The sequence below is a fragment of the Pseudomonas sp. Xaverov 259 genome (assembly GCF_019352915.1).
Classification (GTDB): domain Bacteria; phylum Pseudomonadota; class Gammaproteobacteria; order Pseudomonadales; family Pseudomonadaceae; genus Aquipseudomonas.
On the sequence record NZ_JAAAFV010000042.1, the window covers coordinates 136,031 to 151,030 of the forward strand.

The window sequence follows — 15,000 nt, forward strand, 5'->3', positions numbered from 1 at the left end:
TGATCGTTCCCACGCTCTGCGTGGGAATGCATCCGGTGACGCTCCGCGTCACGCTTTCAAGTGCTGGACGCAGAGCGTGCGGGGCGGCATTCCCACGCGGAGCGTGGGAACGATCAAAATCCCCAGGGCAACCTGGGTATCGGCAGGTACTACCCTCCAAGAGGATCAACGGTATGGCATTTACCACCCTGATACTGGATGCCCCCGGGCCGCCGTTATTGTTTGAGGAGGTCGATCGCTTTCTTGAACTGGGCCTGGGCGTCACCCTCAACCTGCATTATTTCGCAGACAAAGCGCGCATTCGGCAGCACTACGGCACGCGCATTCACTATGCCGAGATCAACTGCCATGACGAGCCTGGCTTTATTGCCGCCGTGAGTCAGGCCGGGGGCTACAGCGTGTTCAAGACGCGCCTGAACATCCCCTTGGGCGCCGGCCTGATCCGCGCTGCCACCTCGCCGGTATTGACCACGCCACTGCGCGCCATTGCCCAGGCTGGCACAGGGGTCAATCATATTGATCGGCTGGCGTGCGAGCAGTGTGGCGTGGCGATCCTCAACACGCCGGGCTCCAACGCGGCCGCTGTTGCCGAATACGTCGTGGCCCAGGCGCTGTATCTGTCGCGCGATCTGGATGCCTACAACGCCGAAACGCACAACGGCCATTGGGCAAAAGGCACCTTGGCACCTGCCTGCGAATACGCCGAACTCACGCTTGGGCTGGTGGGCACCGGCAGCATTGCCCGACAGGTGGCGCGCAAGGCTGCGGCGCTGGGCATCAAGGTGATCGCTACCGGGTCCGAACGCTTTACCGAACCGGTGGCGCGCAGCCTTGGGCTTGAACGACGGGCGGGTCTTGAACCGTTACTGGCCGAGGCGGACATCGTATCGATCCACGTACCGCTCACGCCGCAGACCCGAGGCTTGTTCGGCACTGCCGAATTCCGGCAGATGCGCCAGGGCTCAATCCTCATCAATACCGCGCGCGGAGGGATCGTCGACGAACACCAACTGGCCGCCTTCATGGGCGAGTTTCCCAGCCATATCAAAGCGGTGGCCATCGATACCTTTGCCCTGGAGAAAGACCGCTTCGACTCGCCATTGACCGCGATTACCAATGCGCAATTGACGCCGCACATTGCCGGCAATACCACCACGGCAATTCGGACGGCCTCACGCCAGATCGTCGACAAGATCCACGCATTCAGTGCCGCCGCCATCGTGCGTTAACCTACCGGACACAAGGAAGACTGATAACTCATTCTCGCCCGGCACGCTGTATTAAAGGGCAAGAGGCTGGTAAGTATGACGTCGGATAGTGAGCTGAGCCGATGTAATCAATCATGAAACGCCATTTCGAAGATTTGCAGCTGGGCAGCATCGAGCTGTTCTGCCTCGCTGCCGAAGCCGGCAGCTTTACCGCTGCTGCGCAGGCCGCAGGCGTTACCCCGGCCGCCGTCAGCCGCAGTATTTCGCGCCTGGAAGAACGCCTGGGGTCGCGCTTGTTTGTGCGCACCACGCGCAGCATTCGTCTCACCGACAGCGGCCGCACGTTTTTCGAGCAATGCCGCCAGGCGCTGACGCAACTGGTGGAGGCCCAGCAGGAAGTGATGGGTGCGCAGGCGGTGCCGTCCGGGCGCTTGCGCATCAGTGTGCCAACCACCTACGCGCATCACCGCTTGCTGCCGCTGCTGCCCAGGTTCCGTGCGCAGTACCCGCAAGTGACCGTGGACATTCATATCAGCAACCGCAATATCGACTTCGTTGCCGAAGGCTATGACTTGGCCATTCGCGTGCGCGCCCAGCCGGACTCATCGCTGATTGCGCGGCGGCTGGAAGATGCCGAGTTGGTGGTTGTCGCCGCACCGGCTTACTTGCAGCGCGTCGGTACGCCGCAGACGTTGGACGACTTGCCTGTGCACGAGTGCATTCAGTTTGAGTTGCCCAGCAATGGCCGGCGCATTTCGTGGTTGTTCCAGGTGCAAGGCCAGGAGCAGGAGTTTGCCGGGGAGGCCGGTTACAGCATTGCCCATGACGTGCTGGGCGGTATAACCCTGGCCAAACACGGCGCGGGGCTGTTTCAGACCTACAAGTTTATCGTTGAGCGTGAGTTGGCCGACGGCAGCCTGGTTGAAGTGCTCAAGCCGTTTGGCGGGCGCTCGCGGCCCTTCACCTTGCTGTATCCCCATGGGCGCTATGTGCCGCATAGGGTGCGAGCGTTTGTGGATTTTTTACTGGCGTGTCGGGACGAATGGGGCACGCTTTGACGGCAGGCGTGCCCCGATCCGGTCAGACGCCTTGGGGTGTTTCCCCGCGTGCCAGGCGAGCGTTGATGTCTTCAACCACCGCCGCCAGATCGACGATGGTGTCGATCAGGTAATGCGGGCGGGCGCCTTCGAACAGCTGGCCGATGCGAGTACGTTCGTCGGCGAGCTTGTGCGCCGGCAGCGCCTTGAACTGCTCGTAGGTCAGGCCCAGGGCATTGCCGGAGCATGTCAGTGCCACTGTCCACATGCCTGCGCTGCGCCCTTCGAGAATACCGGGCCAGGTGTCATCCACCTTGACGCATGCCGCCACGTCGCTGATGCCCAGCGCGATCACATTCGCCAATGCCTGCGCCGGGTACGGGCGGCCATTGGGCACTTCGTCGGTGGCCACCACATGGTCGGCGATGTAGCCGTTCTGGCGTGCCAGCTCTACGACTTTGGCCATGACCACTGCCGGGTAGCCCGAGCACGAGCCGATTTTGAGGCCTTTGCTGCGCAGGGCTGCAATGGCGTCCAGGGCACCGGGGATCACCGCCGAATGCAGTGCAATCTTTTCGATTTGCAGGGGCATGAAGCGCTCATACAGCGCGGTGACGTCCTCATCGGTGGGCAGGCGATCAAACACGGCGCGGTAGCGTTCGGCAATTTGCGCCTGGTTGCACAGCGTGCGGATGTGGTCCCACTTGCCCATGCCCATGGGGCCGCGCGCCTCCTCCAGTGACACTGCCACGCCAAACTCGGCAAAGGCTTCGACGAAAATCTGGGTGGGGGCAAACGAGCCGAAATCCACCACGGTGCCTGCCCAGTCGAGGACGACAGCTTGCAGTTGGGTCGGTTGTTGGTAATGCATGGTCAATCTCCAGTTGCGGGTACAGGGAGGCCGTCCCTTTCGCGTGCGAGAGGTAGGCGGCCAGTTCAGGGGTCAAGCGTGTGGGGTATTCAGGTGGTCGGCGTGGGGCTTGAGTCGAACAGTTCGGCGATCATTGGCCGATTGCGTCGAATGCCCAGGCAACACAGGTGGTAGTCGATGGAAAACGGGTGATTTACAAAGGTAATCGGGGTCGTGCCGGGTGTTTCGGCGTATTCGACCGCCGATACAAAACCGATGCCGATGCCCTTGGCGATCGCATGCACGATGGCTTCGCGGCTGTTGAGTTGCATCACACAGTTGAGCGAGACACCCAGGCGTGTGCAGCTTTCTTCCACCAGTTGGCGTGTGCGCGAGCTTTTTTCACGCATCACCCATTTTTCCTGACTGATCTGCTCCACATGCACCTCCTTCTGGCTGGCCCAGGGATGGTCGTTGCGCACCACGGCGATGATCGGGTAACGGTGGTAAAGCTGCGTGTCGAAGCGCTGGTCGAATTCGGACAGCGCCAGGATCGCCACATCGATATCAAAATTGAACAGCCGGTCCAGGGTTTCCTTTTCGGGTGAAAAAGAGGTTTCCAGCTCGATGTCCGGGTGACGTTGCATCAGCTCATACGTCAGGTTCATCGCAATCGGCGGCGACACCGCACCCAGGCGCAACATCCCGAGCTTGCGTTGCTTGAAACTCTGCAGCAATTGCACGGCTTCATCCTCTTGCCCGAACAGCCCCTGGGTGATCGCATACAGTTGATGGCCAGCGGCGCTCATTTCGACAAAACGCCCGCGCCGGTGGAACAACTCAACGGAGAACTTCCTTTCCAGGGCATTCACCTGTTCGCTGACGGTCGGCTGGCCAACACTCAGGAATTCGGCAGCGAGGGTGAAGCTGCCGGTCTTCGCCACCGCATGAAAGGAGCGCAGCCACTTGTGGTACTGGTACATGCAAAGGTCCTGTGGCTGGCTCAGCGTCTGATGAACAGTGCGACCACCGCGCTGCTCAGGCAGGCAGTCGTCACCACCAGAAAGATCAGCGACGTGTTGCCGGTACTGTCGAGCATACTGCCGATCAGCGGTTCCGCCAGCCCGGCAAACAGATAGGACGAGAAATTCATCACACCGGTCGCGGTCCCGGCGCGCTTGGCCCCGACCAGGTCCGGGCACAGCGCCCAGAAACTCGACGCCGGCCCATAGACGAAAAAGCCACACAGAAACAACGCGACCAGGCCGATGGCACTGTGCGGCGGCAAGCTCCACATCCACAGGCTGGTGGCCGCACCGAGGACCATGTACAGCATGATCGCCAGGTAGCGTTTTGAGCCGAACAGCTTGTCCGACACCCAACCATTGCTAAGGGCGCCGATGGCCATGCCAACGGGCAACGCGACGGTGATCCACTTGGGGTCGACCAGGCTGTCGCCGCTTTTCCAGTTGGCGCCCAGAAAGTGCACCGGCACCCACACGATCAAGCCGTAGCGTGCAGCGTTCTGAAACCCAAGGGACACGGCCGCGATAATCAGGCGGGCATTTTTCAGTACCGCCTTGTAGCGCTGCAACGAGCTTTCGACGGCGCCGTGCGCCACCTCATGGTTCTTGTCTTCGGCATTGGCCACGCCGGTATCGGCAAGGGCTTCGAAACCCATGTCCTGTGGGCGTTCGCGGGCCACCAGGTAAAAGATGATGCCGCCGGCGAGCATCAGCAGCACCGGTAGGCGGAAGATCCAGCGCCATTCCAGTTGCAGCACTTCGAGCACGATAATCGAGGTGACGTAGGACAGGATCGACGCGCAACCGGCGGCGAAGACATAAAAGCCGTAGACCTTGCCGCGTTCGCCCGCGCTCCACCAGTTGGAGATCAGCCGGCTGCCCGGCGCCCAGCCCAAGGCCTGAAAGTAGCCATTGAGGCCCCAGGGCAGGATCAGGCTGGCAAAACCGCCGGCAAAGCTGGTCACCCAGTTGGCGGCGCACGACAGCACCGCGCCGAGGGTCATGATGCGCCGCCCGCCAAACTTATCGGCAAGGTTGCCGTTGATGGCCTGGCCGATGGCGTAGGCCCACAGCATGGCCGCAGAGGCCCAGCCGAGGGTTTCCTTGGTCAAGCCGAACTCGGCTTGGATGCCTGGGATGGCAAAACCGAAGGTTTGCCGGCCAGTGTAGAAAAACAGGTAGCAGAACATCGCTGCCAGCAGCATTCGCCATTGGGCGACTCGAAACGAAGCGGTTTTCAGGGTAAGGCCAGGCAAGGCTTGGGCACGGTTCATGATCTTTTCCTTTTTTTATTGTTGGTTCCCACCGAGTGGTGTCGGTGGGCGCACTCTTGCGAGGTGCGGCAGGAAATCGTCGCTACAGGGGTGAACGGCTTGCTTCAGTCGGCGTGGGCACCGATGAAATTTTTGCCGCGTGCGCCTTGCAGCGCGAAGTTGATCATGGCGTCGGCCTGGGAGGCTGTTACACCGTAGTCGGCAAACTCCGTCTTCACCTCAAGGCTGTGCAGAAAGTCGAGCAGCCTGTGTTGGGCCTGCTGCAAGTCGCTGCCGAAAATGCGCTGAAGGGTTCGGTCACGCGCTGCATTGCGGCCCCAGGCCAGGCCCAGCACCAGCGGCAGCGTGAACGAGCAGGCAATGCCATGCGGCAGGCCGTAGTGCAGAGTCATCTCGTAGGAGATGGAGTGGGCGAGGGCGGTCTTGGTGTTGGAGAACGCCAACCCGGCTTTAAGGGCCGCCAACGCCATGCGCGAGCGCAGTTCCTGATTGGTCAGATCGCGGCGCAGCAATGGCAGGCATTCGAGGATGTCTTCGATGGCCGAGATGGCGAACGTATCCGAGACGGGGTTGGCATTGATGTTCCATACCGCTTCCAACGCATGGGACAAGGCGTCCAGCCCGGTGGAGACGGTGACGCCGGCGGGCACGGTCAGCATCAATTGCGGGTCGATGATCGCCACCTTCGGCCAGGTGCACTCCAGGTGCAGCGAGTACTTTTTCAGGCTCGCCGAGTCCCAAATGGTCGCCCAGGGCGTGACTTCACTGCCGGTTCCCGCCGTGGTGGGCGCGGCGATCAACACTTTGCTGCGCGCTGGCACAAAGGGTTTGCCGGTGGCCAGCAACGCCAGCAACTCATCGAAACGGCCGGACTCGGTGCCCACAATCAGCGCTTTGGCCGTGTCGATCGCGCTGCCGCCGCCTACGGCAATCACCACATCACAGTCGCCGGCTGCCTGCCAGAAACGTTCATAGGTATCGCGCAGTTGCGCCACGTCAGGGTTGGGTTGCACGTCTTCGATGAGGTACACCAGGCGGTCGCCGAGCAGGTCCTGGATGCGTTCCACCAGCCCCAGCCCGCGTGCTTCGGGAAAGGTCACCAGCGCCACGGTCTGGCCTTGGGTGATGTCGGCAAGCTCGAGCAGGCTGCCGCAGCCGAAACGCGTGTCTACTGGATTGTGAAATCGGGCAGTCATGGCGAGTCCTTTGTTTTTATTGTTGGAAGTGGCCCCATAGTCGGGGCGCTTCAACAAAGGCTCAAATCGATAATTCGCGGGTGTGCATCGGCTGGACCGATAACAGGCCGGTTCAGCCGCGATTGATGTGCGCGCGCGGTGCGACGGTTGACGCTGCAACATCCCATACCAGCAGTAGTTGACTGATCGCCGCGTCGATAGCCGCATGCGGTACGTTATCGCGCGCCAGGATCGAAACGCCCTGCAAGAAACTGTCAAATACCGTCGCCATCGACGCCGCGTGCGTGGTGTCCGGCAATTGCCCAAGACCTATCCCGCGCTCAATGCAGGCCACAATGCCCGCACGGGTGCGCACGCGTGATTGCGTGAGTGCGTCCGCGACCCGCGCATTCTCCGGGCTGGGTGCGCTCATCACGCCCAGCGCCACCATGCAGCCCTTGGGGTGCCCGTCTTCACACTGCATGCGCGCTGACTGGCGCAGCGCGGTTTCGATGGCCTTGCGTGGCGGCAAAGCCTCATCCCACAAGCACTCGGTGACCTGGGCATAGGTGGCCAGATAACGCTGTACGCACTCATCGAACAGTGCTTCTTTGGAGCCGAATGCCGCATAAAAACTCGGCGCAGAGATACCACCACCCAACCCGGCTTTGAGCTGGGCGAGGGAGGTGGCGTCGTAACCGTGCTGCCAGAACAGGTGCATGGCCTGTTCTACGGCCTGGTCTCGGTCGAAATTACGCGGGCGGCCCATTTGTGCCATGTCGGGAATCCTCTGGGTAAGCGAGATAAATACTAGTCGATACATAAGTCATTGACAACGAGGTAGGTGCGCACGCAACATTTGTATCGATCAGTATTTAAGTCTTCCCAAGGAGTCTCCCGTGACACCCTCACTCAGCCTATCCGCGTCATCCGACCGTCTGCCGATTGGCGCTTTGCTCGCCCTGGCCATGACCGGCTTTATCTGCATCGTCACCGAAACCCTGCCTGCCGGGCTGTTGCCGTTGATCAGCGACGGTCTGGCGATTTCGCCGTCGATGGCCGGGCAGATGGTCACGGCCTATGCGCTGGGTTCGGTGCTGGCGGTGATCCCCATGACCATTGCCACCCGTGGCTGGCGGCGGCGCAATGTGTTGCTGCTGACCATCGTCGGCTTTCTGCTGTTTAACTCCATTACTGCGCTGTCGTCCCATTACGGCGTGACCCTGGTGGCGCGCTTCTTTGCCGGCGTGGCGGCAGGGCTGGCCTGGAGCCTGCTGGCCGGTTATGCCCGGCGCATGGTTGCGCCGCATCAACAGGGCAGGGCACTGGCACTGGCCATGGTGGGTACGCCGATTGCGCTGTCGCTGGGTGTGCCCCTGGGCACGTGGCTGGGCGGCCTGGTGGGCTGGCGTACCACGTTCGGTCTGATGTCGGTACTGACGCTGGTGCTGATTGTGTGGGTGCTGGTGAAAGTCCCGGACTATCCGCCGCAGCCCGCGCACCAGCGTCTGTCCCTGGGCCAAGTGCTGACCACGCCCGGCGTGCGGCCGGTGCTGGCGGTGGTGATCAGTTGGATGCTGGCCCACAACATTCTGTACACCTACATTGCCCCGTTTGTGGCGCGTGCAGGCTTGGGTGAGCGTGTGGATCTAGTCTTGCTGGTGTTCGGCATTGCCGCGCTGCTGGGGATCTGGTTGACGGCCAGGCTGGTCGAGCCGTTGTTGCGCAAGACCGTGCTGGCAAGTCTGGTGACGTTTGCGGCGGTCACCCTGGTGTTCGGCTTTGTGGGCAGCGTGCCGCAGGTGATCTACCTCGGCGTGGCCGTGTGGGGCCTGAGCTTTGGTGGTGCGGCAACGCTGCTGCAAACCGCGTTGGCCGATGCCGCCGGAGAGGGCGCCGATGTGGCGCTGTCGCTGAACGTGGTGGCGTGGAACAGCGCCATTGCGGCCAGCGGCGTAGTCGGCGGGGTGTTGCTGCAGACGTGGGGCGCCGCCTCATTCCCATGGGCAATGGCGCTGTTGCTGCTGGTGGCGTTGGTGATTGCCTGCGCGGCGCATGCCCATGGCTTTAAACCGGGACGGCGGTCGGCCGATGGGCCTGCGGTGGCGGGTCACTAGGCGTTAAGCGAGCTTCACATTCATGGTGATGCGGGCGGTGAACACCTTGATGTCGCCCTCATCGAAAATATCCACCGGTACGATCTTGTCGCCGGCGGTTTGCCAGTCAACCGCGTTGCCATCCGCCACGGCGCGGATATTTGATTTGGCCTTGGCCAGGTATTCCACGGTCATGCCCTTGGGAATCCAGCGCGCACCGGCCGGGATCGAAACGTCGGTCATGGTGCCGCCTGCCAGCTCGGCTGCGTTGCACAGCGCGATGGCGTGCACGGAGGCCAGGTGGTTGGTGATTTCCTTGCAAAACGGCACGTTGACCACCGCGCGGTTGGGGCTCAGTTCGACGAATTCGGGGGTGATGGTGCTGAAATACGGCGCCATCTGGCAGACCATTTTGCTGAAAGCGGCGGGGCCGGCGCTGTTGAACATGCTGAGTACTTGGCTCATGGGGTATTCCTTTTTGTGGTTTGCGGAATAAAATTCCGTAACAGAACAATATTCTGTAAATGCCATTCGCGTCAACCCACGCTTTCTCTGGCGGTCGATGAACCTATAAACTGTTTTTATTTGGCGCCTCTTCGCATGCACTCCATCGACCTCATTGAGCGTACCTTCCCCGGCAGGCGCAGCGACCTCAAGCGCAGCATCCTGCGTGAAGCGCTGGCGTGCTTTAACGAGGCGGGGATCGAGGCGACCAATATCGAAACCATTCGCGCACGTTGCGACACCAGCGTGGGCGCCATCTACCATCATTTCGGCAGTAAAGAGGGGCTGGTGGCCGCATTGTTTTTTGCCGCCCTTGAAGACCAAGCCACCTTGCGCGAGCGTTATTTGCAGGACGCGCAAACTGCGCAGGCTGGCGTCGTGGCGCTGGTGTACAGCTACGTTGAATGGGTGCAGGCACAGCCGGAGTGGGCGCGGTTCGTGTTCCAAAGCCGCTTTGCAGTGTCCAACGGCCCGTTCAAGGACGAGCTGGTTGAGCGCAATAAACGGCGTAACCATCAGTTAAAAGACTGGATGAATGCAGAAGGGCGCAAGGAGCATTTCAGTCAGTTGCCCGCCGAACTCATTCCTTCGCTGATCATCGGCGCGGCCGAAAGCTATTCGCGGGCCTGGCTGTCAGCCAAGGTCAAAAAGAGCCCTTGGGAGTATCGCGAGTTGCTGGCTCAGGCAGCCTGGAATTCGATCAGTCAGGCGTCGCACTAAAGTTTAAAGTGAGGGTCCATTAGGCCCCTCACTTTAAGATATAAAACATGCACTTACGCATTATTGCAGTCGGCCTGTCGGCGCTTGTTCTGCTCTCGCCCGGCGCACAGGCCCGTGGTCTGCTGGACCTGATCAAACCACCCGCCCATGAACATACTTCGCGCTCAAGCTCCATCAGCCAAAGCGCGGCCCTCGGTCTCTATTCCAGTCAAGAACAACGGCTCTCTTTCGACGGCTGCGCGGACCTGTTTCCTGGCGCCACGCCGATCAACACGGCCACCGTACCCGCCTCGATGAAACCCATGGCGCTGTGTTCGGATCACTTTGCGGTGCTCTACTCGCAAACCAGCAAGACGCCTTTGGTGGTGGTCGAGCGTTTGAACGCTGCACAGTTGAAAGACGCCAAGGGTGAAGAACGCACCAACCAGTTTTATCCCGACCCGCGCATCCCCAAAGGCGCCCGCGCCGAATTGAGCGACTACCGCAGCCAGCACCCGGCGGTGGACCGCGGCCATCAATCCCCGGCCGCCGATGCGCCAAGCGCGAATGCCATGGCGCAGTCCTTCGCCTTGTCGAACATGGTGCCGCAAGACCCCACCAACAACCGCAAGATCTGGAGCAAGGTCGAGGCCGACGTGCGCAAGTTCGCCGTACGTGCCGGCGGCAATGTGTTTGTGTTCACCGGCCCGTTGTTTGATGCCGGCTACAGCACCATCGGCGACAACAAGGTGTGGGTGCCGACGCGCCTGTTCAAGCTGGTGTACGACGCTTCGTCGAAACGCGCCTGGGCCTATGTGCTGCCCAACGCCGAAACCCGTATTCAGAAGCCAATGGACTACGACACCTTTGTGAAGAGCACCGGGCTTAAGTTACTGGGCAATTTGCCGGTTACGGGGTCGGTGGGTCGGACATGACCACCTTCGGCCGGTCCAACTGCCGCTTGATGGTGTAGAGCGCCACGCCCACCGCCAGAATGCCCGACACGGCGCCGACCACCAGCGCCCAACGCGGGCCAAGGTGATCGGCCACCCAACCGACGATAGGCGCACCGATCGGCGTGCCGCCCAAGGCAACCGCGACGCGCAGGGCTATCACCCGGCCGCGCATCGCAGGTTCAGTGGTGAGTTGCATCAGGCTGTTAGTGGTGTTGCTGAACGTCATGGCGCCGACGCCGATGATCACCAGCGCAATCGCGAACATCCAGTAATTGGGCGCCAATGCTGCAAGGACGCAGCCAAACCCGAACACCGCCGCGCCGGTCAGCAGTGACTTGAACTGCGGGCGTTCACTGCCGGCGGCAATCAGCGCGCCGGCGATGGTGCCAATTGCCAGGGTCGAGGTCAGCAGGCCGTAGCCGCGAGCGTCGGCATGGAACACGCTGACCGCCATGGTCGAGATAAAAATCGGGAAGTTCATGCCGAAGGTGCCGATTAGAAACAGCATCAGCAGGATCGCCTTAAGGTCCGGCCGCGCCCACACATAGCGCATGCCTTCGGTGAGGCTGCCTTTGGTGCGCAATGCCCGCACCTTGCTGTTCTGGCCCGTAACCCGCAGGAAAAACAGCGACGCCAGCACCGCAAAAAAGCTTGAGCCATTGAGCAGGAACGCCCAGCCGGTGCCGACCGAAGCGATGGTCACGCCGGCCACCGCCGGGCCGATCATGCGCGCCATATTGAACGAGGTGGAGTTCAGCGCGATGGCGTTCGACAAGTCTTTCTCGCCCACCAGTTCGGCCACAAAAATCTGCCGCACCGGCGCATCGAAGGCCGAGGCGCAGCCGGATAAAAACCCGAACACATACACATGCCACAGCTGCACAAAGCCGGTGATGGTGAACACGCCCAGCGTCAGCGCCAGCAGGCCCATCACCGCTTGCGTGAAGATCAGCAGCTTGCGTTGGTCGTAATGGTCGGCGGCGAACCCGGTCCACGGCAGCAACAGCAACTGCGGGCCGAATTGCAGCGCCATGACGATACCCACCGCGGCGGCGTTGTGCGGCGTGAGTTGGGTGAGCACCAGCCAGTCCTGCGCCGTGCGCTGCATCCAGGTGCCGATGTTCGATACCAGCGCGCCGGCGGCCCAGATGCGGTAGTTGGGGCTGCGCAGCGAGCGGAATGTGCCGAGAAAGCTCATGGTCTTTTCTGTGTCCCCGGTTGCTGGTTAATTTCGCAGATCATCCGAGCCAATTCGCGGGCAACACGTCAGCGCCAATCGAATCAATGAAGGGGCAACCGATAATGCCGTGTTGCAGGTCCTCGATGATCGGGGCGGGGTTGTGTCCAGCGAGGTGACAGCCATGGGAGCCCTCAATCAGGTCATTCAAGAATCCCATAAAACTCTAGTGCGCTTACCTGCTTGCCACAACAGCGTGTTGGGCGTTTATACAAGACTGATCCTTTATACTCGACACCCTGGTAGTCCACTCCTGTTAAAAATAAACCGAGATCCCCCATGAGCACTTCCCTTTCCCTGACCCCCGCGCGCAAGCCCATCGCGCCGTGGGTGGCTTTTATCATCCTGGTGGTCGGCGCCGTATTCCTGCAAAACAGCGTCGGCTCGCGCCAGGTGTTGTTGCTGGTGGTCGGCGCAGCACTGGGCTTGACCCTGTACCACGCCGCTTTCGGATTCACGTCAGCCTGGCGCGTATTTATCAATGATCGGCGCGGCGCCGGTTTGCGCGCACAGATGATCATGCTGGCGGTGGCAGTGTTGCTGTTTTTCCCGGCATTGGGCGCGGGCACGCTGTTCGGGCAGCCGGTGGTCGGGCTGGTAGCGCCGGCTGGGGTGTCGGTGGTGTTCGGGGCGTTTATCTTTGGTATCGGCATGCAGTTGGGCGGCGGTTGTGCGTCCGGTACGCTGTTCACCGTGGGCGGCGGCAATGCGCGCATGCTGGTGACGCTGCTGTTCTTTATCTGCGGCTCGCTGATTGCCACGCACCATGTGGATTGGTGGTTCGCGTTGCCGGCGTTCCCGGCGGTGTCCATCGTCAAGAGCTTCGGCGTGTTGCCGGCCATGATTCTGAGCCTGGCCGTGTTTGCGCTCATTGCGCTGGTCACCGTGCGTTTGGAAAAGGGCCGTCACGGCCAACTTGAAGCAGGCGTGAGCAGCGAGCACATCGGCCTGCGCCGTTTCCTGCGCGGGCCTTGGCCGTTGGTGTGGGGTGCAATCGGCCTGGCGCTGCTTAACTATGCAACGCTGGCACTGGCCGGGCGGCCATGGGGCATCACCTCGGCGTTTGCGCTGTGGGGTGCCAAAGTGGCCAGCGGCTTGGGCGTGGACGTGGCCAGTTGGGCGTTCTGGCAAATGCCGGGCAATGCCAAAGCCCTGGCTGCGCCTGTGTGGGAAGACATCACCAGCGTGATGGACATCGGTATCGTCCTCGGCGCGCTGTTGGCCGCGGGCCTGGCCGGGCGGTTTGCCCCGAGCCTGAAAATCCCGGCGCGCTCGCTGGTGGCCGCAGTGATCGGTGGCTTGATGCTGGGCTATGGCTCGCGCCTGGCCTACGGCTGCAACATCGGCGCTTACTTCAGCGGCATCGCCTCCGGCAGCCTGCATGGCTGGGTGTGGTTGGTGGCAGCGTTTATCGGTAACAGCGTCGGCGTGCGCCTACGCTCGTTCTTCTTCGCAGGCGAGCGGCCGCAGGTGGCCTTGAGCGGTTGCTGAACCCCAACGACCTATAAGGTAGCCCCATGATCAGAGAGCTGAGAACCTTCGTGAGCGCCGCCCGCCGTGGCACTTTCGCCGCCGCCGGGCAGCAGGTGGGGCTGACGCAATCGGCTGTGAGTGCGCAGATCAAACACCTCGAGGACGCTCTGGGCGTCAAGCTGTTCGACCGCACCGGTCGCTCCGCCACGCTCAACGCGGCCGGGCAGCGTGCGGTGCCGCTGGCGGAGGAGATTCTGGATATTTTCTCGCGTATGGGCGCGCCCGACAGCGCCAACAACTTTCACGGTTCGCTGCGCATCGGCGCCATTGGCAGTGTGCAAACCGGCATCCTGCCCCAGGCGCTGGTCGCGCTTAAACGCCGCGCGCCGTTTATCGAGGTCAGCCTGGTGCCGGGGGTTTCACTCAACCTGCTCAGCCAGGTGGATGCCGGTGAGCTGGACCTGGCGATCATGATCCGCCCGCCGTTCAACCTGCCCAAAGACCTGAATATCGAAGTGATCGCCCGTGAACCCTTTGTGCTGATTACCGCCAAGGACGTGCAGGGCGACGACCCGCTGCAGATCCTGCGTGAGCAACCCTTCGTGCGGTATGACCGTGGCTCGTTCGGCGGGCGCCAGGTCACGCAGTTTCTCAAGGAACACAAGCTCCAGACCCAGCAGGCGCTGGAACTCGACGAGCTGGACGCCATCGTCAAGATGGTGCGCAGCGGCCTCGGCGTGTCGCTGGTGCCCCTGGCCGGCCTGTGGCTGGAACATGGCAGCGACGTGCGGGTTTTGCGATTGGACAAGCTCACGTTCTACCGTGAAATCGTGCTGCTGACCAAGTACACCCAGCGCCAATTGCCGCTCTTCGAATTATTCAGGGCGTGCATCATCGAAGTGCTGGGTGCGCCGAAGTAGGGCGCGAGCATCGAAATTATTGAGGCTCAGGGCGAAGGATATCCGCTTTATCCGTGGGGCTTTCTGGTGAAGAATCGGGTTCTAACCAAACAGAACCAGCAGGTAGCCACCGTGAGCCTTTCTCCCTTTCATTTAGCGATTCCCGTCTACGACCTGGCCGCCGCGCGTCACTTCTACGGCGATGTGTTTGGCCTTTCGGAAGGGCGCTCCAGTGCGCAATGGGTCGACTTCGATTTTTACGGCCACCAGCTGGTGATTCACGAGCATCCCAAAACCGAATCTCAGGAGTCGGTGCACTCCAACCCGGTGGACGGCCACGATGTGCCGGTGCCGCATTTCGGCATCATCCTGCAATGGGACCAATGGGAAGCTTTGGCCGATCGGCTGCGCGCGCGGGAGACCCGGTTTGTGATCGAACCCTACATCCGCTTTAAGGGTGAGGTGGGCGAGCAGGCCACCATGTTCCTGTTCGACCCGTGCGGCAACGCCCTGGAGTTCAAGGCGTTCAAAGACATGAGCCTGCTGTTCGCCAAGTAAGCGCCCACC

At 61.5% G+C, this 15,000-nt stretch carries 15 protein-coding genes; 8 read left to right on the plus strand and 7 right to left on the minus strand.

Annotated elements, in window-relative coordinates:
- Positions 1–173 precede the first annotated feature (173 nt).
- Entirely contained in the window at positions 174–1,229 is a 1,056-nt protein-coding gene (locus K0H48_RS18905) for a D-isomer specific 2-hydroxyacid dehydrogenase family protein (RefSeq protein WP_219268662.1), read from the plus strand.
- Positions 1,230–1,342: 113 nt separating this feature from the next.
- Positions 1,343–2,266, plus strand: coding sequence for a LysR family transcriptional regulator (locus tag K0H48_RS18910; protein ID WP_219268663.1), 924 nt, complete (start codon positions 1,343–1,345; stop codon positions 2,264–2,266).
- Between the two features lie 22 nt (positions 2,267–2,288).
- Here the strand turns inward: K0H48_RS18910 and phnX are convergent, their stop codons facing one another.
- The 5 genes from phnX to K0H48_RS18935 all read right to left on the minus strand — a co-directional run bounded on the left by phnX (position 2,289) and on the right by K0H48_RS18935 (position 7,347).
- Entirely contained in the window at positions 2,289–3,116 is an 828-nt protein-coding gene (gene phnX, locus K0H48_RS18915) for a phosphonoacetaldehyde hydrolase (protein WP_219268664.1), read from the minus strand.
- An 89-nt stretch (positions 3,117–3,205) separates the two neighbouring features.
- On the minus strand, positions 3,206–4,078 hold the full coding sequence (locus tag K0H48_RS18920; RefSeq protein ID WP_017137003.1) for a LysR substrate-binding domain-containing protein: 873 nt from the start codon (positions 4,076–4,078) through the stop codon (positions 3,206–3,208).
- A 20-nt stretch (positions 4,079–4,098) separates the two neighbouring features.
- The gene (locus K0H48_RS18925; protein WP_219268665.1) at positions 4,099–5,394 is read right to left on the minus strand and encodes an MFS transporter; all 1,296 of its coding nucleotides are present in this window, start codon (positions 5,392–5,394) and stop codon (positions 4,099–4,101) included.
- 104 nt (positions 5,395–5,498) lie between these two features.
- Entirely contained in the window at positions 5,499–6,590 is a 1,092-nt protein-coding gene (psrA, locus tag K0H48_RS18930; RefSeq protein ID WP_219268666.1) for an iron-containing alcohol dehydrogenase PsrA, read from the minus strand.
- Positions 6,591–6,702: 112 nt separating this feature from the next.
- A complete protein-coding gene (locus tag K0H48_RS18935) occupies positions 6,703–7,347 on the minus strand; it encodes a TetR/AcrR family transcriptional regulator (RefSeq protein WP_219268667.1) in 645 nt (214 codons plus the stop codon).
- Between the two features lie 121 nt (positions 7,348–7,468).
- On the opposite strand from K0H48_RS18935, the gene K0H48_RS18940 reads away from it, so the two are divergent.
- Entirely contained in the window at positions 7,469–8,686 is a 1,218-nt protein-coding gene (locus tag K0H48_RS18940) for an MFS transporter (RefSeq protein ID WP_219268668.1), read from the plus strand.
- Between the two features lie 3 nt (positions 8,687–8,689).
- On the opposite strand, the gene K0H48_RS18945 is transcribed toward K0H48_RS18940, so the two are convergent.
- On the minus strand, positions 8,690–9,130 hold the full coding sequence (locus K0H48_RS18945) for a hotdog fold domain-containing protein (RefSeq protein WP_219268669.1): 441 nt from the start codon (positions 9,128–9,130) through the stop codon (positions 8,690–8,692).
- A gap of 135 nt (positions 9,131–9,265) precedes the next feature.
- Between K0H48_RS18945 and K0H48_RS18950 the strand changes: the two genes are divergently transcribed.
- Together K0H48_RS18950 and K0H48_RS18955 are read left to right on the plus strand one after the other, a co-directional pair.
- Positions 9,266–9,889, plus strand: coding sequence for a TetR/AcrR family transcriptional regulator (locus K0H48_RS18950; protein WP_219268670.1), 624 nt, complete (start codon positions 9,266–9,268; stop codon positions 9,887–9,889).
- Positions 9,890–9,936: 47 nt separating this feature from the next.
- Positions 9,937–10,803, plus strand: a complete 867-nt coding sequence (locus K0H48_RS18955; protein ID WP_219268671.1) for a DNA/RNA non-specific endonuclease — start codon at positions 9,937–9,939, stop codon at positions 10,801–10,803.
- Here the strand turns inward: K0H48_RS18955 and K0H48_RS18960 are convergent.
- Positions 10,778–12,022: an MFS transporter gene (locus tag K0H48_RS18960; RefSeq protein WP_219268672.1), complete on the minus strand. Its 1,245-nt coding sequence runs from the start codon at positions 12,020–12,022 to the stop codon at positions 10,778–10,780. The genes K0H48_RS18955 and K0H48_RS18960 overlap by 26 nt on opposite strands.
- A gap of 318 nt (positions 12,023–12,340) precedes the next feature.
- On the opposite strand from K0H48_RS18960, the gene K0H48_RS18965 reads away from it, so the two are divergent.
- From K0H48_RS18965 to K0H48_RS18975, 3 genes are all read left to right on the plus strand, one after another.
- Complete coding sequence (locus K0H48_RS18965) at positions 12,341–13,552, plus strand: YeeE/YedE family protein (protein ID WP_219268673.1); 1,212 nt, start codon at positions 12,341–12,343, stop codon at positions 13,550–13,552.
- A gap of 26 nt (positions 13,553–13,578) precedes the next feature.
- On the plus strand, positions 13,579–14,454 hold the full coding sequence (locus K0H48_RS18970) for a LysR family transcriptional regulator (protein WP_219268674.1): 876 nt from the start codon (positions 13,579–13,581) through the stop codon (positions 14,452–14,454).
- A gap of 111 nt (positions 14,455–14,565) precedes the next feature.
- Positions 14,566–14,991: a VOC family protein gene (locus K0H48_RS18975; RefSeq protein WP_138814599.1), complete on the plus strand. Its 426-nt coding sequence runs from the start codon at positions 14,566–14,568 to the stop codon at positions 14,989–14,991.
- The last annotated feature ends 9 nt before the right edge of the window (positions 14,992–15,000 follow it).